The sequence below is a fragment of the Sporosarcina psychrophila genome, assembly GCF_001590685.1.
GTDB lineage: Bacteria > Bacillota > Bacilli > Bacillales_A > Planococcaceae > Sporosarcina > Sporosarcina psychrophila.
This window is the reverse complement of sequence record NZ_CP014616.1, coordinates 1,884,845-1,901,826: the sequence shown is the minus strand read 5'-3', so window position 1 is coordinate 1,901,826 and position 16,982 is coordinate 1,884,845. Positions and strand designations below refer to the sequence as shown.

20 protein-coding genes are annotated in these 16,982 nt (G+C 42.0%); 4 read left to right on the top strand and 16 right to left on the bottom strand.

Annotation, left to right across the window (positions count from 1 at the left end):
* The first annotated feature begins 592 nt into the window (after nucleotides 1-592).
* The gene (locus AZE41_RS22120) at nucleotides 593-736 is read left to right on the top strand and encodes a YjcZ family sporulation protein (RefSeq protein WP_082786542.1); all 144 of its coding nucleotides are present in this window, start codon (nucleotides 593-595) and stop codon (nucleotides 734-736) included.
* 503 nt (nucleotides 737-1,239) lie between these two features.
* The gene (locus AZE41_RS09100) at nucleotides 1,240-1,695 is read left to right on the top strand and encodes a tyrosine-type recombinase/integrase (protein ID WP_257722514.1); all 456 of its coding nucleotides are present in this window, start codon (nucleotides 1,240-1,242) and stop codon (nucleotides 1,693-1,695) included.
* A gap of 93 nt (nucleotides 1,696-1,788) precedes the next feature.
* Here AZE41_RS09100 and lepA read toward each other — a convergent pair whose 3' ends face one another.
* From lepA to gpr, 3 genes are read right to left on the bottom strand one after another with little or no spacing between them, the layout of a single operon-like run.
* Nucleotides 1,789-3,612, bottom strand: coding sequence for a translation elongation factor 4 (lepA, locus tag AZE41_RS09095; protein WP_067208324.1), 1,824 nt, complete (start codon nucleotides 3,610-3,612; stop codon nucleotides 1,789-1,791).
* 55 nt (nucleotides 3,613-3,667) lie between these two features.
* On the bottom strand, nucleotides 3,668-4,516 hold the full coding sequence (gene spoIIP, locus AZE41_RS09090; protein WP_067208321.1) for a stage II sporulation protein P: 849 nt from the start codon (nucleotides 4,514-4,516) through the stop codon (nucleotides 3,668-3,670).
* Nucleotides 4,517-4,559: 43 nt separating this feature from the next.
* Nucleotides 4,560-5,603 carry a GPR endopeptidase gene (gpr, locus tag AZE41_RS09085; protein ID WP_067208319.1) on the bottom strand — a complete coding sequence of 348 codons (1,044 nt, stop codon included), beginning with the start codon at nucleotides 5,601-5,603 and terminating at the stop codon, nucleotides 4,560-4,562.
* 348 nt (nucleotides 5,604-5,951) lie between these two features.
* On the opposite strand from gpr, the gene rpsT reads away from it, so the two are divergent.
* Nucleotides 5,952-6,203 carry a 30S ribosomal protein S20 gene (gene rpsT, locus AZE41_RS09080; protein WP_067208317.1) on the top strand — a complete coding sequence of 84 codons (252 nt, stop codon included), beginning with the start codon at nucleotides 5,952-5,954 and terminating at the stop codon, nucleotides 6,201-6,203.
* Between the two features lie 61 nt (nucleotides 6,204-6,264).
* On the opposite strand, the gene holA is transcribed toward rpsT, so the two are convergent.
* Nucleotides 6,265-7,281 (bottom strand): DNA polymerase III subunit delta, encoded by a 1,017-nt coding sequence (holA, locus tag AZE41_RS09075; RefSeq protein ID WP_067208314.1) that lies wholly within the window; start codon nucleotides 7,279-7,281, stop codon nucleotides 6,265-6,267.
* Between the two features lie 373 nt (nucleotides 7,282-7,654).
* Between holA and AZE41_RS22115 the strand changes: the two genes are divergently transcribed.
* Nucleotides 7,655-7,789 (top strand): YqzM family protein, encoded by a 135-nt coding sequence (locus AZE41_RS22115; RefSeq protein WP_082786541.1) that lies wholly within the window; start codon nucleotides 7,655-7,657, stop codon nucleotides 7,787-7,789.
* A gap of 54 nt (nucleotides 7,790-7,843) precedes the next feature.
* On the opposite strand, the gene AZE41_RS09070 is transcribed toward AZE41_RS22115, so the two are convergent.
* The 12 genes from AZE41_RS09070 to AZE41_RS09020 form a co-directional block, all read right to left on the bottom strand.
* Nucleotides 7,844-10,135 carry a DNA internalization-related competence protein ComEC/Rec2 gene (locus tag AZE41_RS09070; RefSeq protein ID WP_067208312.1) on the bottom strand — a complete coding sequence of 764 codons (2,292 nt, stop codon included), beginning with the start codon at nucleotides 10,133-10,135 and terminating at the stop codon, nucleotides 7,844-7,846.
* On the bottom strand, nucleotides 10,132-10,695 hold the full coding sequence (locus tag AZE41_RS09065) for a ComE operon protein 2 (RefSeq protein ID WP_067208309.1): 564 nt from the start codon (nucleotides 10,693-10,695) through the stop codon (nucleotides 10,132-10,134). The genes AZE41_RS09070 and AZE41_RS09065 overlap by 4 nt, the downstream gene beginning before the upstream one ends.
* A gap of 159 nt (nucleotides 10,696-10,854) precedes the next feature.
* On the bottom strand, nucleotides 10,855-11,010 hold the full coding sequence (locus AZE41_RS23230) for a ComEA family DNA-binding protein (protein ID WP_156476155.1): 156 nt from the start codon (nucleotides 11,008-11,010) through the stop codon (nucleotides 10,855-10,857).
* Between the two features lie 10 nt (nucleotides 11,011-11,020).
* Nucleotides 11,021-11,527, bottom strand: coding sequence for an SLBB domain-containing protein (locus tag AZE41_RS09060; RefSeq protein ID WP_067208307.1), 507 nt, complete (start codon nucleotides 11,525-11,527; stop codon nucleotides 11,021-11,023).
* Nucleotides 11,528-11,768: 241 nt separating this feature from the next.
* Nucleotides 11,769-12,509 (bottom strand): class I SAM-dependent DNA methyltransferase, encoded by a 741-nt coding sequence (locus AZE41_RS09055; protein ID WP_067208305.1) that lies wholly within the window; start codon nucleotides 12,507-12,509, stop codon nucleotides 11,769-11,771.
* Nucleotides 12,506-12,853, bottom strand: coding sequence for a ribosome silencing factor (rsfS, locus tag AZE41_RS09050; RefSeq protein WP_067208302.1), 348 nt, complete (start codon nucleotides 12,851-12,853; stop codon nucleotides 12,506-12,508). The genes AZE41_RS09055 and rsfS overlap by 4 nt, the downstream gene beginning before the upstream one ends.
* Nucleotides 12,854-12,857: 4 nt before the next feature.
* Nucleotides 12,858-13,421 (bottom strand): bis(5'-nucleosyl)-tetraphosphatase (symmetrical) YqeK, encoded by a 564-nt coding sequence (gene yqeK, locus AZE41_RS09045; protein ID WP_067208299.1) that lies wholly within the window; start codon nucleotides 13,419-13,421, stop codon nucleotides 12,858-12,860.
* Nucleotides 13,387-13,980, bottom strand: coding sequence for a nicotinate-nucleotide adenylyltransferase (locus AZE41_RS09040; RefSeq protein WP_067208296.1), 594 nt, complete (start codon nucleotides 13,978-13,980; stop codon nucleotides 13,387-13,389). The genes yqeK and AZE41_RS09040 overlap by 35 nt, the downstream gene beginning before the upstream one ends.
* 15 nt (nucleotides 13,981-13,995) lie before the next feature.
* Nucleotides 13,996-14,286 (bottom strand): ribosome assembly RNA-binding protein YhbY, encoded by a 291-nt coding sequence (gene yhbY / locus AZE41_RS09035; protein WP_067208293.1) that lies wholly within the window; start codon nucleotides 14,284-14,286, stop codon nucleotides 13,996-13,998.
* Between the two features lie 6 nt (nucleotides 14,287-14,292).
* Nucleotides 14,293-15,120: a shikimate dehydrogenase gene (gene aroE / locus AZE41_RS09030; protein ID WP_067208290.1), complete on the bottom strand. Its 828-nt coding sequence runs from the start codon at nucleotides 15,118-15,120 to the stop codon at nucleotides 14,293-14,295.
* A 13-nt stretch (nucleotides 15,121-15,133) separates the two neighbouring features.
* Nucleotides 15,134-16,234, bottom strand: a complete 1,101-nt coding sequence (gene yqeH, locus AZE41_RS09025) for a ribosome biogenesis GTPase YqeH (protein ID WP_067208289.1) — start codon at nucleotides 16,232-16,234, stop codon at nucleotides 15,134-15,136.
* A gap of 2 nt (nucleotides 16,235-16,236) precedes the next feature.
* A complete protein-coding gene (locus AZE41_RS09020) occupies nucleotides 16,237-16,755 on the bottom strand; it encodes a YqeG family HAD IIIA-type phosphatase (protein ID WP_067213911.1) in 519 nt (172 codons plus the stop codon).
* Between the last annotated feature and the right edge of the window lie 227 nt (nucleotides 16,756-16,982).

Sequence of the window (16,982 nt, the reverse complement as noted above, 5' to 3'; positions counted from 1 at the left end):
TTCCCTCATTTCGTTTACCGCTTCTTCAGTAATTTCAGCAGGGTCTTTCCTCGCCACCTTTTTCACTTTTTCCACTTCTGCTTCAGAACATTCAATTATTGAATTCAATAACTCCTGACCGATTTCACACGTGTAATCAACCGCCCCGCAGCCGCATATATAGAGCGTGCTTTTATTATTACTTCCGACACCCTTACAATTTTCACATAACTCTTTTTTCAATGACTCAAGTTCAGCTAGTGAGTTCAGAAGAGCTTGCCGCAATGAAGCTGATTATTGTCTGCGCTGTTTTCTTTTTGGAATGGATGGCATATGGATTCACTCTTCCGTTGGTACATGAATCTCGTTATCCTGCAGTGAGTGGCACTTATTTTGGTCCTACTATTTTTATTTCTTTCTGAGTTGAATCCCCAGCATTCTTAATATATTTGAATATACTATTTAAGAGCTGTAAGTACACATGCGCGCTCTCTCTCACACTCGCTCATCGTGCCTACAGCGAATAAAGAATATTTTTTTACTAAACAAATGAACCAGACAATCGATAATTACCGGCATAGAATGAATTAATTCGTTTTAGGAGGTGTACTTTATGGGTTATGCAGGTTACGGATACGGTTGCGGACCTGAAAATCGTTCAGGGTTCGGTTCAGGATTCGCCTTACTAATTGTTCTGTTTATTCTTTTGATTATTGTTGGCGCATGTTTCTTAAACAACGGAGGAGACGACTGTTGAGTTTTGAGCTGATTACCAAATTTCGTTTCCCTTCCCTGTAAGGAATTAGCAGTACCTTCCCTTTATAAGTCAACAGTCCAGGAGTTAATACCATTTGTTACGGGGTACTACTTTTCTATGGAAACAGCACCCACTACTAAAATCCAGTCATTTAGGATATAGTGGTGACATATAGTATTGGGTTACCCCCACTTTTTGCTCACTTTCTAAGTTACAGCTTAGAAAGTGAGTTTTTTATTTCACGACTTTTAAGTATTTCGGCCGTGGTTTTCTTGCTTTTGTACTTCATCAGTATCATTGTTCACGAGGATCTACTTACCATTGTCGTCCTCAGTCATCGTTTAAGTAGTGATGTCTTTCTCTTCAAGGAACTTCCTTCCATTATTCCTTTGCCGCCTTCTAAATAGCGTATATCACTCATGATGTCCATATTTTCAATCGCGAAGAAACTAATTTTCCAGTTGTGAAATCCCCAAAAAAATTCTGATAGAGGTACGCTAAGGATTGAACAGGCAATGATTAACAAAGAAGGTGTTTGGGTTTTAGATCCAACAAAGGCTGCTTCCTCAGAAAGAGAAATTCATATTGGTCAAACCTTAGTGTATATATTAAAAAAGCACCGCATTTGGCTTATAAAGAATAAGCTAAAATACGGTGCTCACTATACTGAATCAAATCATGTATGCGTGAAGGAATGTGGAAGCATCGTCACGCCGTCTGTTATTAAATATAATACACAAAAAATGCAAGAAAAACTTGGAATTGAATTCAACTTCCATTCGCTACCCCACATTCATGCCACGATGCTCATGGAGAACGGCGCAAAGGTGAAAGACATCCAAGCGCGTCTTGGTCACAGTAGGTCTGCTATCACGATTGATACCTACTCACACTTAACGCAGAAGATGCAAAATGCGTCAGTTGATATTTTCGAACAAGCCATACGTGATATTGAATAACTTGCCATCCCGCTTTTTCAAAGGATGGCAAGGGGATGGCAAACGACCATTTTCACTAGTTTCACAAAACCGATAACACGATACCTACAACGATTAATCCTCGTCCATCTTCAAGACAGCCATAAATGCTTCTTGAGGCACTTCAACCGATCCTACTTGTTTCATACGTTTTTTACCTTCTTTTTGTTTATCAAGAAGTTTACGTTTACGGGAGATATCTCCGCCGTAACATTTAGCAAGAACGTTTTTACCCATTGACTTGATTGTTGAACGTGCGACAATCTTTTGTCCGATAGCTGCCTGTACAGGCACTTCAAACTGTTGTCTTGGGATTAGTTTACGTAACTTTTCAACAATCGCTTTTCCGCGATCATATGAGAAGTCTTTGTGGACGATAAAACTGAATGCATCGACGTGCTCGCCGTTTAGGAGAATGTCCATTTTGACGAGTTTCGATTGTTTGTAGCCAATCAGTTCATAGTCAAGTGATGCATACCCTTTCGTACCAGATTTCAATTGGTCAAAGAAGTCATAGACGATTTCTGCAAGTGGCAGTTCATAAATGATATTGACACGTGTTGAATCCAGGTAGTCCATTGTCATGAAGTTCCCCCGTTTATGCTGGCACAGTTCCATAACAGAACCGACATATTCGTTAGGCACCATAATAGATGCTTTTACATATGGTTCTTCAACATAATCGACTTTTTGTGCATCCGGCATCATTGCAGGGTTGTCCACTTTCATTTCAGAACCATCTGTAAGTACGACATTATAAATAACACTCGGTGCTGTTGTGATCAAGTCTACATTGAATTCTCGTTCAATCCGTTCCTGAATAATCTCCATATGCAAGAGACCAAGGAATCCACAACGGTAACCGAAACCAAGTGCTTGTGATGTTTCTGCTTCGAATTCAAGTGCTGAGTCATTCAATTCTAATTTCTCAAGTGCATCACGCAGTTCATTATATTTTGATGTATCAATTGGATATAGTCCACAGAACACCATCGGATTCATCCGGCGATAACCAGCTAGCGGTTCGCTTGCAGGGTTTTTCACGCTTGTAATCGTGTCCCCAACTCGTGTATCTCCAACATTCTTAATCGAAGCGGATAAATAGCCAACGTCTCCGACAGTCAATTCATCTCGGGGTGATATTTTTGGTGTGAAGACACCTGTTTCAAGTACCTCGAAATCTTTACCAGTCGCCATCATGTGAATCTTATCGCCTGGCTTAACCGTACCTTGCATAATTCGAATATTAACAATAACCCCTTTGTATGGGTCATAATGCGAGTCAAAAATAAGCGCTTGGAGCGGAGCATCCGGATCCCCCAGTGGAGCTGGAACCTTTTCTACAATCTGTTCCAAAATATCTACGATTCCGATACCTGCTTTTGCCGATGCAAGGACTGCTTCTGAAGCGTCCAGCCCAATAACATCTTCAATTTCTTTTCTCACACGTTCCGGATCTGCTGCGGGTAAATCAATTTTATTGATAACCGGTAAAATTTCAAGCTCATTATCAATTGCCAAGTAAACGTTTGCCAGTGTTTGTGCTTCAATTCCTTGCGCCGCATCGACAACAAGGATTGCACCTTCACAAGCTGCAAGGCTTCGAGACACTTCGTATGTAAAGTCGACGTGTCCTGGCGTATCGATCAGGTGGAATGTGTATTCCTGCCCGTCTTTAGCTGCATACGTCAACTGCACCGCATTCAATTTGATTGTGATTCCGCGTTCTCTTTCAAGATCCATCGAATCCAACGTTTGTGTCTTCATTTCTCTTGCTGTTAACGTTTGGGTTTGTTCTAGAATACGATCCGCCAATGTTGATTTCCCGTGATCGATATGAGCGATGATGGAAAAGTTCCGGATATTCTTTTGACGTGCTGCTCTCTGTTCATGATTCATAGTCAGTTCACTCCTATTTTAGCTATATGAATTATAGCAGTGAACCGCGCATACTTCAATATTCGGCACGATTAGAATTTTCAATGACAGTTGTAGCCGCCTTCGCTAAGACAGCAATTGTTCGATTTAGTTGATCTTCAGTGTTGCCGATTCCTCCTAGTTCCACGACAAGAAGAGACGGATCAAGGTCCTGATTATACTTTCCATCAACACCTGGCCCGTGCTTCATGACTAGGTTTCGTGTTATCCCCGGTACAAGCAGTTCCATTTCATTCTTCAGTAGCACAGCATTTGCTCGATTACGCTCAAAGTTCGAATGTTCCATGCCTATAACAAATGCCACTTTCGCATATTGTTCATCATTGAACGCAATTGTTGTTATATCCGGACCAGCCGAATCCCTGTGAAGATCGATTATCAAATCATACTTTTTTTCCTGTATTTTCTTCTTGACATGTGGTCGGATTGCATTATAGGCACCGGTATGGGGCACCTCTACAGCTATCATATCCGTTTCAATTCCGTTGAATTGTAGTTGCGTTTTTAATTTCTCACCAAATTTTGTAATGTTTTCAGTTTGGTGGGATACAGTGATTTTTCCTTCTTTCGCCTGTGTCACAGGTTTAAAGGCTTCGTGGTAATGGGTGAAATAGAGTAACGCTTTCCCTTCTGCCTCTGATGCTTGTATTGGCATTAGCTCCGACTCTGGTTCTGGTTCTGGTTCTGGCTCTTTTTCTGTTTCTGTTTCCTCTTCCAAAATATTTGCGGCGTATACCATGTAAGTAGACTCTTTCACGAGATTAGAAGATTTCGCCGACTGTCCCTTCGGAAATGTTGTGATAATCATTGGAAACAGGAAGAGAAATAAGATAAGTGTGCCCCATATTTGCAGTGTTTTTTTCAAATGGCATCCCTCCGTGTTCCAACTATATGCGTTGGAACACGAGTTAATGACTGTTTTTTATAGTCGAAATCCAGTTCGTCAATGAATCGGCAAGTGATTCCGCATAAAGTGAAACCCATGAATCAATCTCTTTCGGAGAGACAAATGTCCGTAATTCATGGTTCGTCAACACTTCTTCAAACAACTGGATACGGTCTTCGTGCGGCCACGTCGCCCAATCACCAAAGATTGGTAGCAGATTAGCTCGGTCAGCATCCTTATTTTCAGTGTGCAGCCACGGCGTAACGGAAAGTCTTGATGAAGGACTGTCCTTCTCCTCTATTTTTGAAGCAATATAACCAAACATGGAATTGATGGCATCCGCTATTAGAACAGGACCGTCAACGACAGTCGGAATTCCGATTGCGATTACAGGTATTCCAAGTACTTCTTTTGAAATCTCTTTACGGCTATTGCCAACACCAGATCCTGGATGGATACCCGTATCCGTCAATTGAATCGTTCGGCAAAGCCTTGAACTATCTCTTGCCGCAAGTGCGTCGATGACGATAAGTAAGTCGGGTTTTATTTCAGTAACAAGAGCTTTTACAAAGTCCGATGTTTCCAAACCCGTTTGAATCGTCACACCAGGCGCATAGACGAATACTTCGCTGCCCTCTTCGGAATAATAGCCAGGCACAATATCTCGCAACCTGTCCATCGTCAGTGGGCCCACAGCATCGGGCGTGATGTCACGATTGCCAAGACCTATTAAAAGAATCTTTCCCGTTTTGAGCGTGGTAATATCCACAAGGATTTCATCCAGTTTTTCGATTAACACACGCGACATATCAGCAAGCCCTTCTCGATCATCCGCTGTAAGTGCCGGAACTGTCAGCGTAATATAAGTTCCCTGCTTCTTCCCGATCTTTTCCTCACCTTGCGCATCGACTTTTACAGAAGTCACAATGACCCGACCTAATCTTTTTTCGCCAAACAAAACCCCATCTGATTCTTTCAACTTATTTTTGTCATCCGCCGTCCGGTGACGGACTACTTCTTCACTCTCATCTAGAAGATCCGTTCGATAAAAATCATACTTCTCCATACAATCACCTCACCTTTAAGTTTGTGCGATGTGACTCAGAAATATTCTTTGTTCTTTGATTAATTATCCTGTGTCCAGCAGCTCTATGCTCAGGGCCGACAGAACGCTACGAACTACGCCACCACTTCTTTAAATTTCTAGTTGCTGGGGAATTAATAAAAATCTCGACTTGTAGATATTTTCTAACATAAGGATTTCACGTCCAGTACTTGATGGGGCTGAACAGATGCTTGCGCATTTGTTCTTGCAATCTGGCGCTTGATTTGATAAAATAATGCTTGTTGTGAAAGAGATATCCGAAACTTCGTGGAAACACTCTTGCTTTACCTGAAACTGGAGGTGAATGAAATGCCAAACATTAAATCTGCAATCAAACGCGTAAAACAAAGCAATGCTGCGAACGAGCAAAACTCGAATACAAAGCACGCGATGCGTACTGCTGTACGTAAAGCTGAAACTGCTCTTGACGCTAAAGACGAGAACGCTACTGGCCTACTAAGAGATGCGATCAAAAAAATGGATACTGCTGCACGTAAAGGCCTTATCCATAAAAATACTGCATCACGTCAAAAAGCACGTCTTACTAAAAAAGCACTTTAATTTTCAACCTAAGAAAGGCCGCCCGATTATCGGACGACCTTTCTTTTTTTATTGTCATTTTTTATTTTCTCAACGGCTCCATAAAGAACAACTCCAGAATTCGTTCTCTTTTCCCACTAGATGATTTCAATTTATAGTCAATGGCCGCAAGCTTACTTAAGATCAATAGCAAACGTTCAGAACTTGGCAGACTTCTATTCTCCATCATTAATTTCACACGGTACGGATGAACACTTAACGTTTTTGCAATTTGATGTTGCTGGTATCCTTTTTTCTGAAGTAAACCCACATGGACCATGAGCCTAACTTGACTTGCAATAAGTGAAGTCAACATGATTGGCTCTTCACCGTTACGTAATAAGTCATGGTAGATGGCCACGGTATTCGACACTTTTCCAGAAACGTAGGCATCTGTTAATCGGAAGACATCCATTTCTGGAGTCCGTGGTACGAGCGACTCAATTACATCTGCCGTAATATCCCCATTACCATTCAAATAGGTAGCCATTTTACCAATTTCAGATGACAAAGCAAGCAGGTCATCCCCCGCCATTTTCACGAGAAATTCTGCTTCAGTTGGTCCAATTCGTGATCCATTTGCCCCCGCTTCCTGCTGTATCCACGTGAACAGATCCTTCCCTTGCAGTCGTTTTGATTCTATGACAGTCGCATGTTCTTTTATTATTTTGGTAATCCGTTTTCGTGCATCCAGTTTTTCATATGGTGCTATAAATACAACCGTTGCCGTTGGTGAAGGATTTGCCAGCCAAGCTTCCAACAGCTCCAAATTATGTGTCACTTTCTCTCTGGTTTTATCTGATGCTTTTAAAAATGATGCGTTTCCAGCTATAATTAATTTTCGATCTTCAAGGAATGGTAGTGTATCCGCCTCTTCAATGACTGCTTCTACAGGTGTCTCATCCAAATCAAACCGAATGACTGATGCAGCATCAATGTCAGGTAATGCTTTTTTCAGCCGTGTAATTGTGGAGTCGAATAGATGTTGTTCGAGACCAGTCAATAAGTAGACCGGATCGATTTCCCCAGCAGCTATTTTTTTCCATATTGCATTTGCCACATTATTCACCTCTTCCAAATCGATTACGCCTCAGCGCAATTTCGTCCAAATTTTTAATTGCACTTGTGCCCGCAGGACCCGGCGAATTTAGTCTGGGTTCCCCTAATCAGTAAGAAACTTGCCCACCATCGATGTATAAGCGTTTTACCATTCATCCCACTGCTTATAATAGGGGGAACTTCTATATCTGACGCTTCGCTTTCAGTACAAAAAAATTGCTGAATCAAATTAAATACATTCCAATTATACAGTATAGCAAAACGACTGTATGGACAAATTGTGTCAGTTCCAGCCGGACATGTTTAAAAAGTTGATTGCTATGGATTTTTACCATGGAATCATCTATACTATAATGGAATCAGGAGGTGTAGCAATGAATGAGTTTGAACATGATGTACAGTCCAAACGTAATGATTTAATCGATTCAGGAATCGGCTTTGTAGTCGCTTTCGTAGCATTCTCAGCTATTTTTGTTATTGCTACTATAATCGACGTAGTCGCTGGCTAATATGTTTGAAAAAAACGGACAACACATCCTATCCAGGGTGTTGTGTTCGTTTTTTTATTTTTTCATACTCGAAACTTCGAAATGATCTTTTTTAACAGTTACAGTAACCGACCCGAATTCAGCGGTTGACATTGTTGGTAACCCCTTCTTTTCAAACGTTGCGACGACCTCAGGGTGAGGATGTCCGTATCTGCTGTTTCGACCTGCCGAAAAGATGGTTAGTTCTGGACGAAGCACGTCGACAAATGGCTCCGTACTCGATGTCCTGCTGCCATGATGCCCTGCTTTCAAAATGACGGGACCGAAATCAGAATGCCCGTAGTCGCGAAGAAATTGAGCTTCTCCCTCTTTTTCCATATCTCCTGTCAATAAAAACGAAGGTCCCGATGTTTTCATGAAAAGGACAAGTGAACTTGCATTCCCATCATATTTCCCTTCTTTAGGTGCCACATAATGAAAATTCGAGCTTCCTTTTGTCCAAGAGACTCCTTCTTTCATCGACAACATCGGAATGCGTTTGTCCCCTACAATCTGTATGATTTCTTTCATCGCTACTTCAAATTCACTTCCTGGTGCAATATGAATTTCACCAACTGTCAGCTCTTCTAAAACTTCATCTGCCCCTTCCATATGATCCGCATCGGCGTGAGAAATAATTAGTTTATCAATTTTTGCAATACCTCGGCCTTTCAAATAAGGAACAACGATTTTTCGACCTACTTCAAACTGCTTTGTAGGCGTTTTCCAATTCGGGTCGCCAAATGTAATGGTTCCGCCCGCGTCAATCACATATACCGCTTGCCGATAAGGCAATTCGATAACGATACTGTCCCCTTGTCCGACATCTAAAAATGTTACCTTTAACGAGCTGTCCATGTAAGGTATGAAATGAATGACGAGTGCAGGCACGAGCACAATTGGCAACGACTTAAAAACATTGGCCCCTTCTTCACTGCGCATAAAGAACAGCAAGACTCCTGCTACAGCTATAGATGTCCAAAGCGCATCCGGTTTTCCTGGAGTCCATAGTTGATAGGGTAAAGAAGATATCCAACTTGTTACTCCTCCTACGATTTCCCTGAAAGGCTCATATACCATGAATAATAGACCAGCAACCTTCGGCAATATCGATGTCATGATTAGTAAAACAATGTTTGCTGGCAAAATAATGAGTGAATATAGAGGTACATAAACAAGATTAACAACAAATGATGAAATCGACAGCTCATGAAAATGAAATAGTAATACTGGATACAAAGAAAGTTGGCTGATTGACGTGACGAGAAACGATACACCAAAAGCAGTCTTTGCCTTGGCTAAAATACCGGAAGAATAGACGAGTGAACAAGCTGCCAAGTAAGACAACTGAAAACCTGGCTGAAATAGAATAAATGGTTGATAGAGGATAAAACAAGCTGCACTTATCGCCAGTGCATCATCCAGTCTCACCTTCACCCTCCCTGACGACGCGAGAAGGACGAGTATAGTCACCGATACCGCACGCCAGACTGAAGGTGCCCCTCCAGCCATAACGGCATACAGAGGCAACAGTGCCATAACAAGTGTATCAATTGTTTCTTTCCTTATAGTTGCTCTTAGTAGCAATTCCCGCAACATGAATGTAAGCAGTCCGACGTGCAACCCTGAAATCGCAAAAAGATGTGTAATGCCAAGCGTCCGATAACTTGATGCCAGTTCTTCATCCATCCCGCTTCGATCACCAATAAGCAAAGCTTCAGCTTCCACTTTCAGCGTCTCAGGGAATGTAGCCCCGATATGATTTTTCACTTTCCGCCTCTGTCCAGATAATCGTGTACTGATACCAGAATTTTTTTCTACCTGAATAATCGTCTCCGATTCAAATAGCCCTGATGCTCCATACATTCTCATATACTTCGTCATGTCGAAAGAATAATCATGTGAAGGAATATCCGGTTTGCGAAATGAACCTGACATCGTGAATGTCACGGACGGGATATTCATCTCAAGAAAACGAGTTTTTTGTTGTTCACTGCTAATTGTATAGATGGCGTATACTGTTTCACCGGTAGATGTTTTAGCAAATCCCTTCATCTTGCCACCATCAATTTTCACATTATCGGTCCAAGAGATGCTAAGGGTTGCATCGCCGGATTCTTTGATTATAGGAATCGTCGCTGAAATATAGAAAAAAGAGAAGGTAGCGGTCGCAACCGCGAGGATAGGTGTGAGGAAATCTTCTTTTCTACTCAAGAAGATGGGAAGAAGAAATAAATTACAGAGTAATAGATAAACCGGACCGTATACAGCAAATGCTGATACGGCGACCGGGATTGCTAAATACATGAAACGTACACGTGAAATCATTTGTCGAATAAGCTATCCACCCTTTTTTTATAGGGGGCAAGTTCTTCATTCCCAGCGCCTAGTGCCTGCATTTTTAGAAGCATTTCATTGATAAGTTCTAACTTACTTTCGCTGGAAAAGTCGACTTTCTTTTCATCGAACGGAATATGCTGAACGGAAACATCCGACTGTGTAAATAACTTTAATGCATATTCGTCGTTTTTATAATCTGTTGCATAGATGACATGCTTAATGCCTGCTTGAATAATTGCTTTCGAACATTGTAGGCATGGGAAGTGCGTCACATACAGCGTTGATCCTGCAACAGGTATGCCATACTTCGAACATTGCAGCAATGCATTCATCTCTGCATGGATTGTCCTCACACAGTGGCTCTCAATGACATAGCAACCATGGTCAATACAGTGGTCTCCCCCTGATATGGAACCGTTGTAGCCGCCTGCAATGATCCGGTTATCTCTTACAATTGATGCTCCGACAGAAAGTCTTGTACATGTACTTCTTACTGCTAATAGATGGCACTGGGCCATAAAAAACTGGTCCCACGTTATTCGCTCCATTGTGAATGCCTCCAATATTTATTTCGTTTAGTATGTTTCCCTACTATATAGGCTATATGAAAGATTCCACTCCATACCGCTTCGGCTACCCCTGGAAGGCGCCTACGCTAAGCTCTTATATGAAATTCAATAGTTCAATTAATATAGAATGTACTCCATTTAATTCACAGTAATCTGAGATTCTAGTTTTTCAAATGTTTTCTGACCGATTCCAGACACTTCCATCAATGATTCCGGTGATTTAAAATCGCCATGATCCGTTCGGTATTGAACAATTGCTGCCGCTTTTGAGGGTCCCACACCTGGGATCGTCATCAATTCTTTTTCATCCTTCGGTATTAATATTGACTTTTCCGTCATCTTGGGGCGCACTTGCACCGCTTAATGGAGTGAAAGAAATATCTAGTACTTCTTCTCCAATGATCGGTACATAGACGACGAATTCATCCGCCAGTTTCATAGCATGGTTCAACATTCTAGAGTCAGCGTTTGGTAAATAGCCGCCTGCTGCGTTTATAGCATCTATCAGGCGGTCTCCATCTTGCATCGAATAGACACCGGGGTGCCTAACAGCGCCTTTCACATCGACAACGATGGGAGCTGGAGCAATTTGAATACTACTTACAATTTCTTCTTCAATCTTTTCTTCAATCAATTCAGGGAATGGGTTTTGTTCGCTCATGACAAACGTATTATCGTCAGCCTGTCCTTTGGGGAAGAACAGAAAAGCGGATATGACAGCGATTGCTGCAATTGGGGTTATAATCTTACGCCATTTACCGGATACAAACGAAAGAAACAGTACAGTCACCCTTTCTTCGGCGGCATCCATATGGAGTACATTCAACTATAAATGAATGCCGACCAAAAATCAAATCTGCCTTGGCGTATTTGCGTCCAGATCAAGTAAAGAAGTTAGCCAAAGAACGTCGCATCCTTGCGACAATGGCTAACTGACCTGCATCACGCAGGCCTGACCTTGCTCGATAATTCATCTGAAAATCTGTGACATCCGTCGGAGGCTTAATTTTATTCAGTGAGGGCTAACCCCTCACCGAATAAAATGAAAAGGTTTATTTTCTGACTTGGAAAAATATTCGTTCGCTTTCTTCGTGTGGCGCTTCATCTTCCCAATCTGCAAAAATCCGTTCAATCGAAAAACCTGTGTCCATAAGCATATCTGCATAGTCACTTACTGGAAACGTTCGTTGCGTGTGAACCTCATCAAAACGCCTATACAACCCACTTTCGCTCTTAACGAAAAAAGCCAGTTCAGAATAAACGGAGTGAAGTTCTTCGCCTTCTTCCGTTATCCATATGTATGTTATTCGACCATTATCAAACGTAAAAGGACCTTCCATGAAGATGACATCCGTTTTAAAAGTTGAATGGACATCAAAGATCAATTTTCCACCAACCGCAAGGGCCGAATGGATTTGCCGAAATGTCGACAGCACATCTTCACGATTCGATAAATAGTTTAACGAATCAATGGCGATAACCGCGATATCATAGTCCGCAAACCCCTCTAGCTGTTGCATAGGTTGTTCGATAAATTGCACAGGCAAAGAAAGCGACTGTGCACGCTCTTCTGCCACCACTAACATGTCGGCAGAAAGATCGATCCCAGTCACTTGTGCTCCTTGCTTAGCAAGTTTCATGGATAAAAGGCCTGTTCCACATCCGATATCTAGCACACGTTTACCATCAATCCCCCCTGCCGCTACATCAATAATATCAATGTAGGCGTCATAGGGAATATCGGTCATTAGTTCATCGTAGACAGAAGCGAATTCGGAATAAGCCTGATTCATCTTTCTTCAGCCATGTCCAACATTGGTGCGTCTCCCCAAAGCTTTTCAAGGTTGTAGTAACCGCGTTCATCTTTATGGAATACGTGAACGACAACATCGCCTAAATCAACGAGTACCCATCTTGCCATATCCATTCCTTCGATTCTTTTTGTAATAAATCCAGCTTCAGAAGCTTTGTCAGCTACTTCTTTTGCAATTGCTTGGACTTGGCGTCCTGAATTTGCATGACAGATAATAAATTGGTCCGCGATAAGTGATACCCCTTCCATATTCAGTACAACAATGTCCTCGCCTTTTTTATCGTCGATTGCTTTATAAGCTGTTTCTAGTAATGTAGTAGTCATAATTTCACTGTTCCCTTCTTATTAACTGATTGTAACAGTCTATTGAGTCCGGAAAAACCGGTACTCTTTTATTCACAAGAAACTGCACTGACTGATAAATGCAAGCTTCCATTGCTGTATCAAGGTTTTCTTCAGCTTTTACTCTTAACTCATCCACTCCTGGAAAGCTGCGTCCAGGTTCAATCATATCAGAAACATAGATCAACTTTTCGAGCGGGGACATAGTCGCCCGACCGGTTGTATGATAGCGGATTGCGTTTAGGATATCCGCGTCACTAATCCCAAATTCATCTCGTGCGATAATCGCCCCAACTGGAGCATGCCACAACTCATGATGAAATGACAAGAGCCGTGAATCTTCGTTTGCTGTGTTTAAAACATGATGCAGGTCAGCCTTGTCCATGAATTTTGCAATATCATGAAATAGCGCCGCTTGCTCAGCTTTAATCACTGGAAGTCGATACTTCTCAGCTAATCTTTTTGCCGTTTCCGTTACCCGTAAAACGTGTTCATAACGTTGTTTCGGCATACGTTTAGCGATTTCTATTTTCAACTGTGCAACTTCCATACAAACCCTCCTCGCGAATAAAAGCTTCCACTGCAGGCGGGATAAGCAATTGGACGGCACCATTCTCAGAAAAGCGTTGTCGAATCAATGTTGAAGACAACTCAATTTGTGGGATATCCACCATAATGATTGGATAATCCGTTGTTCCGTTAGTCCCTGGACGTCCAACACCTACGAAATTGACAAGCGTGACAAGTTCTTCAATCCGGTGCCATTTAGGCAACAAATCAATCATATCACCCCCGATTATAAAGTAAAATTCAATCTCCGGTTCAATTTGTGTCAATTGTCTCATTGTATCAAACGTATAAGAAACACCGCCACGTCCTACTTCAAAAGCAGACACAGTCAAGCCATCAATAGCCATCACAGCAAGTTCCACCATCTGCAAACGCTGTTCAGCAGTCGCATCACCAGGTGCAGTTTTATGCGGTGGAACCGCCGTCGGCATTAATCGAACTTCATCAAGACCGAGAGATTGCTTTACTTCATTCGCAACAATCAGATGACCGATATGAGGCGGGTTAAATGTACCGCCAAGAATGCCAATCTTTTTCATATGGGCTTACCTCACTTATGGAAGTTCGATCCGTTTTTTCTCAACTGATTCTTTATATAAAACAATGATCTTGCCGATAACTTGAACGACTTCAATGCCTACTTGTTCTTCAAGTTTCGCTGCAATTTCATTTTTATCTTGGTCACAGTTTTGTAGAATTGTTACTTTGATTAATTCTTTTGCTTCAAGCGCTTCTTCAATCTGCGTGATGACCGATTCTGTTAAACCACTTTTACCAATATGGACAAGTGGTTGTAGACGATTCGATTCGCCGCGAAGAAAGCTTTTTTGTTTATTAGTTAACATAGTTATTTATCCTCCAAGAGTTGTCGTTATTTTGTCAATCATAAATCCTGTTTCAGGGCGGACTTCTGTCCATGTCTCGAACGCAAGCGCTCCTTGATGGACGAACATGCCGACCCCATTCATTGTGCTTGCTCCCCTTTTACGGGCTTCTGCAAGGAATGCCGTTTCAAGTGGGTTATAGATAATATCAGCAACAACAGTTCCTTCAGACATATTTTCCGGGTTTAAAGGCATTCCTTGTTGTGAAAAGTTCATGCCAACGGATGTCGTCTGGACGATTAAACCAAATTCGGCTAAAGATAATTCTGCCTCTGCTACCGATAGAACCGCCGAATCGGATAGTTCAGTTGCTAATTGTACGGCTTTTTCCAGAGTACGGTTCGTGAAAAAGATAGGGCCGTATCCCGCGGAATGAAGTGCAAAAGCGATACCGCGTGCAGCACCGCCTGCTCCGATAACGAGAACTTTTTTATCCTTACACTGATCAGCACAGGCTTCTTCCAAAGACTGGACAAATCCCTTACCGTCCGTATTGTAGCCCACAAGTGTGCCATCCTCGAGTACGTGGACAGTATTTACAGCGTTCATTTGTCGCGCAGAAGAATCCAACTGATTAAGAAACGGGATAATAGCACTTTTATGCGGAACAGTGACGTTAAATCCTGAACAGCCTAAGTTCTTTAAGCCCTCTACTGCTTCCCGGAGTCTGTCTTCAGTTACATGTATTGGGATATAGGCTGCGTCTATACTTTCTTCATCAAACCAAGCTTCGTGCATGCTCGGAGACATTGACTGTTTGATTGGATCTCCGATAACCGCATACCACTTTTTCATAATTAGTCCCTCCTTAGATTAATGAAGGACGTAGTACAACGTCTACCCCACGAGGTGCATGAATTGCGACTACTACATTAGGATGCTGAATCGTGATCCAACCTAGCCCTGAAATTACAATGTCTGTTTTCGCTTTTTTAATCGAAAATTCATGACGGACAAATGGTGGTAACGTTTCAAGTGATTCACCAGACGGCGGCGCTAGCATCCCACCAAGGTGTTCTTTGTACAAATGATCCGCATTGGAAAGCTTTGTCCGGTGAATTGATAATTCATTCGAAACATGAATTGTAAACGACGAACGGTCACCAGAAATAAAGTCAAAACGTGCAAGACCAGCGATATATAGTGTCTGTTCAGCGTTCAGCTGGAATACTGACGGTTTCAATTCTTTTTTAGGTGTGATTGCCTTCAAATCATTTGCATCCAAATGATGTGCAATCTGATGATGATTAATAATACCAGGTGTATCATAAATTGCTTTGCCATCTTCAAATGGAATTTCAACAAGATCTAAAGTTGTTCCTGGGAAATGAGAAGTCGTAATTACTTCTCCAATACCAGTCGCCCCTTTAATGATGCGATTGATGAACGTTGATTTCCCGACGTTCGTGCAGCCGACTACATAGACGTCTTTCCCACGGCGATGTTTATCAATCGCTGTGAGTGCTTCTTCCATTCCTTTGCCTTTATGAGCAGAAACAAGTAAAACATCAACAGGTTTTAAGCCAAGTTTAGCCGCTTCAGCTTTCATCCAGTTGATAAGACGGTTCGGGTTAATTGATTTCGATAAAATATCTGCCTTATTACCGATTAATAAAATATCTTTATTGCCAACAAAGCGGTGCAGACCGTTTATCCAGCTACCATTGAAGTCGAAAATATCGACGATTTTAACGACCAAACCGTCTTTTTGACCAATACCATTTAAAATAGCGAGGAAATCATCGCCCGATAATGATACGGGTTGTAATTCATTATAATTGCGCAGTCGGAAACAACGCTTGCAAATAACGTCTTCTTTTTCTAAAGAAGCTGGTGGCGTATAGCCTTCCAATTTCGGGTCTTCAGTCTGGATTGTTATTCCACAACCGATACATTTAATTTCTTCCAAGCTTATTCCTCCCACTTAATCAAGCCACGGCGTTTCAATCCCGCCATGATCCTTCTTTCAATCTTCCTGTTGAACTTCGTAATAGCGGCGTCTGACGTCGCGACAGGCACTACGAGTATCGTATGTAGCCCTTTTCTGTTACCGCCGAGTATATCGGTTAGCAACTGGTCACCGATGACGACGACTTCCTCTTTTTTGACGTTCATAGAAATGAGTGCCTTTTGGAATGATTTCCGCATTGGCTTACGTGCATCATTTATGAATGGAATGCCAAGAGGTTCGCAAAAGGCTTTAACACGCATTTCATTGTTATTTGAAACAATGGTAACCTGTATGCCCGCATCTTGCATTGATGTTATCCATTCGATGATTTCAGGTGTTGCATCCGGCCTGTCCCACGCGACAAGCGTATTGTCCAGGTCCGTGATTACCCCTTTGATTCCTTTATCTTTTAATAATTCAGGTTGAATATGAAAAATGTCTTTTACATACTCATCTGGTAAAAAATACTTATACACGATATCCACTCCGATATAGTACTTAATCTGAAACGATTATAACATAACAATGCAACTTACACGCATTGATAAGAAAAGCGCAAGGCGCCGTTTAGCCCCGAAAAGCGCTGGAAGGCTTGACGATAAAGGCGCTCTTTGCCTTTTCGGCAAGACCGAAGCGACTCGAGGGGCTGGCGCCTGGAGCCTAGACACTAAGAAAAGCGCAAGGCGCCGTTTAGCCCCGAAAAGCG

Excerpts from the sequence above, each read along its gene's own strand:
- AZE41_RS22120 (WP_082786542.1), top strand. The coding sequence starts at position 593 with ATGGGTTATGCAGGTTACGGATACGGTTGCGGACCTGAAAATCGTTCA.
- AZE41_RS09070 (WP_067208312.1), bottom strand. The coding sequence starts at position 10,135 with ATGATTTCACGTGTACGTTTCATGTATTTAGCAATCCCGGTCGCCGTA.
- lepA (WP_067208324.1), bottom strand. The coding sequence starts at position 3,612 with ATGAATCATGAACAGAGAGCAGCACGTCAAAAGAATATCCGGAACTTT.
- rsfS (WP_067208302.1), bottom strand. The coding sequence starts at position 12,853 with ATGACTACTACATTACTAGAAACAGCTTATAAAGCAATCGACGATAAA.
- AZE41_RS09040 (WP_067208296.1), bottom strand. The coding sequence starts at position 13,980 with ATGAAAAAGATTGGCATTCTTGGCGGTACATTTAACCCGCCTCATATC.
- yhbY (WP_067208293.1), bottom strand. The coding sequence starts at position 14,286 with ATGTTAACTAATAAACAAAAAAGCTTTCTTCGCGGCGAATCGAATCGT.
- rpsT (WP_067208317.1), top strand. The coding sequence starts at position 5,952 with ATGCCAAACATTAAATCTGCAATCAAACGCGTAAAACAAAGCAATGCT.
- AZE41_RS23230 (WP_156476155.1), bottom strand. The coding sequence starts at position 11,010 with ATGACGATCCCAGGTGTGGGACCCTCAAAAGCGGCAGCAATTGTTCAA.
- AZE41_RS09055 (WP_067208305.1), bottom strand. The coding sequence starts at position 12,509 with ATGAATCAGGCTTATTCCGAATTCGCTTCTGTCTACGATGAACTAATG.
- AZE41_RS22115 (WP_082786541.1), top strand. The coding sequence starts at position 7,655 with ATGAATGAGTTTGAACATGATGTACAGTCCAAACGTAATGATTTAATC.
- gpr (WP_067208319.1), bottom strand. The coding sequence starts at position 5,603 with ATGGAGAAGTATGATTTTTATCGAACGGATCTTCTAGATGAGAGTGAA.
- aroE (WP_067208290.1), bottom strand. The coding sequence starts at position 15,120 with ATGAAAAAGTGGTATGCGGTTATCGGAGATCCAATCAAACAGTCAATG.
- AZE41_RS09065 (WP_067208309.1), bottom strand. The coding sequence starts at position 10,695 with ATGGAGCGAATAACGTGGGACCAGTTTTTTATGGCCCAGTGCCATCTA.
- AZE41_RS09060 (WP_067208307.1), bottom strand. The coding sequence starts at position 11,527 with ATGGATGCCGCCGAAGAAAGGGTGACTGTACTGTTTCTTTCGTTTGTA.
- yqeK (WP_067208299.1), bottom strand. The coding sequence starts at position 13,421 with ATGGAAGTTGCACAGTTGAAAATAGAAATCGCTAAACGTATGCCGAAA.